We start from the raw sequence: 2,643 nt of genomic DNA, 5'->3' as shown, positions 1-2,643 counted from the left end.
ATGACTCGTCTTTTTTGTGTTTTTACATACTATTGCAAGTTTTACTAGATGTCTTATCAATTGAGAAAATAATACGGAATAAATCAGTTATACTATTGAAGAGAAAATATACCTTAATGAAACAATATGTATGAAAAGGGATTAGTGTTTTCTTTATAGCTTATTGGGAATTGAAGTTACAAACATATTCAACAAGGGAAAAATACATAATATATCTTTTTGAATGGGTGTGGAGATTTATGAAAGAGATAAGTATGTTACTGGTAGCAATTATACTATGGGGAGTAGCGATTGCTCCGACAAAATGGGCGTTAGAGTCCATTCAACCATTCACCTTATTATTTCTTCGTCTTTGCTTTGCTGGTGGGATATGTTTATTGTTTTCTTTTCAGCAGTTACGAAAAAATATTATTAATGGGGATGTTCCGTGGAAACGGATAAGCGTATTATCTTTTACTGGTGTGGCAGGATACTTTATGTTTACCTCATATGGAATTTCTTTAACGAGTGGATTGCATGTTAGTATTATTGATGCTGCTTTACCGTTAGTTACGATAATCTTTTCGGCGTTATTTTTAAAAGAAAAGATTCAGTTAAACTATTGGATTGGGATTATATTAGGTTTTATTGGAGTAATATGTATTACTATTCCATCTGGTAGCAATAATCAAAGTGCTTCTCTAGTTGGAGATATGCTTATTTTATTAAGTACTTTTTTATTTGCCTTTTATACAATATTATTAAAAAGGCCAAAACAAGAAAAAAATCTATCAAATGAAGTGTTTACAACATTAACATTAATCATAGGGGCAATTATTCTATTCCCATTTGCGGTTATTGAAACTTTTTACAATGGTCTACCTCAAATAGATACATGGAAGGCTGGGCTTAGTTTTACGTATCTTGTTGTTTGTGCAACAATCCTATCTTATTGGTTTTGGAATAAGGCATTAGAAAGAGTTGCGGCATCAGTAAGTGGGTTATATTTAAATGCTCTACCACTTATAAGTATTATTGCTTCGATTAGTTTATTAAATGAATCCTTAACATGGAAAACTTTAATAGGTGGGGTGCTAGTTTTATGTGGAGTTATATGGGCCGATCAAGAAAAGCTACGTGTTCTAATAAAATCTGTAGATCGAAAAACTAAGGAAGATAGAAAGTATAAAACATATTAATACAGAAATGTAAAAAGAGGATGTGTGATTCATTGAATGCGACATCCTCTTTTTATTTGCTATAGTTATCGGTCTATCAGCAGGTTTTTTTGAAGAGGTTACTCGCTTTATTGCAATGCGCTTTTTTTTATGAAACAACGTGATTGGCAGTCTGAATTTTTATTCGGAGCAAGGCTATTTATCATTTCCCGACAGAAAACTCCCACCTCAAGGAATGGGTAGGACATGGGCCAATGAGTAGGTGGGAGATGAATGGCGGTTAGGTAAAATCCTAATATTTCTCCTTGTGGAAGAAGTATTCTTACATAGAAGGAATTGTTCCATTATAAAAGTCTTTCCATATGTATACATTTTTGAATGATGGCAGAGGAATTTCGACAAAAAAAGAAGAAATGATACGAGAGAAGTATTTTTGAGTATATTCCGATATCGTTCTCATGCATATCGTGAAAAAAGCATGTAGAAAAACTAAAATAGAAAGTGAGGTGGAAAGTGGTGCTTGTCCATAAAGCGTATAAGTTCCAGATCTATCCTAATGCAGAACAAAAAATACGTATCGCGAAAACAATGGGGTGTTCTCGTTTTGTATTCAATTATTTTTTAGCAAAATGGAATGATAGATATAAAGAAACAGGGAAAGGATTCACCTATGGCACTTGTTCTTCGCAACTACCTGCACTCAAAAAAGAATTTGTATGGTTCAAAGAAGTGACAGCACGGCTCTTCAATCTTCTCTTTACAACCTCGCTGACTCGTATTCACGATTCTTCAACAAACAAAACAAAGCACCTCGGTTTAAGTCAAAAAACAATAAAGTTCAATCATATACAACGAAGCGCACAAATGGGAACATCGCGATTGTAGGGAATAAAATAAAGTTACCGAAACTTGGCCTTGTCACGTTTGCCAAAAGTCGTGAGGTAGAAGGATGTATTTTGAGCGCTACTGTGAGAAGGAATCCAAGTGGAACATATTTTGTCTCGATTCTTGCCGAAATAGAAGTGCAAGAATTGCCAAAGACAGGTTCCGCTGTTGGTGTGGATGTTGGCGTGAAAAACTTTGCGATTCTTTCAATGGGAGAAGTATTTGGTAATCCGAAATGGTTTCGGGTATTAGAGAAGAAGCTCGCTCATGCCCAGCGCATTTTGTCTCGTCGTACAAAAGGTGGAGTGAACTGGCATAAACAGCGAATCAAAGTGGCTCGTATACATGAACGAATCACAAATGCAAGAACTGATTACTTACAAAAACTATCTACGATGATCATCAAAAACCACGATGTGATTGGGATAGAAGATTTGCAAGTATCCAATATGTTACAGAATCACAAGCTCGTGAAAGCGATTCAAGAAGTATCTTGGTTACAATTCAGAGCGATAATTAATTTTATTTAATAAAAGTCATTGACTATTACTATATAGAAGTGTAATATTATACGAGTCGCTGATAGCAACAACGCAAAACG

Annotated in this window: 1 protein-coding gene and 2 pseudogenes; all 3 read left to right on the top strand. The window is 34.7% G+C overall.

The window, feature by feature from the left end:
* Window positions 1-239: 239 nt before the first annotated feature.
* Window positions 240-1,178 (top strand): DMT family transporter, encoded by a 939-nt coding sequence (locus CN288_RS05300; protein WP_026594353.1) that lies wholly within the window; start codon window positions 240-242, stop codon window positions 1,176-1,178.
* Window positions 1,179-1,248: 70 nt separating this feature from the next.
* Window positions 1,249-1,349, top strand: a pseudogene (locus CN288_RS05295) (YhfC family glutamic-type intramembrane protease); the annotation flags it as partial.
* 324 nt (window positions 1,350-1,673) lie between these two features.
* Window positions 1,674-2,566: pseudogene (gene tnpB / locus CN288_RS05290) on the top strand (IS200/IS605 family element RNA-guided endonuclease TnpB); the annotation flags it as partial.
* Window positions 2,567-2,643: the final 77 nt, after the last annotated feature.

It is taken from the genome of Bacillus sp. AFS023182, from assembly GCF_002560575.1.
Classification (GTDB): Bacteria; Bacillota; Bacilli; order Bacillales; family Bacillaceae_G; genus Bacillus_A; species Bacillus_A arachidis.
The sequence above is the reverse complement of the archived record's forward strand: the minus strand, read 5'-3'. Positions and strand labels throughout refer to the sequence as shown.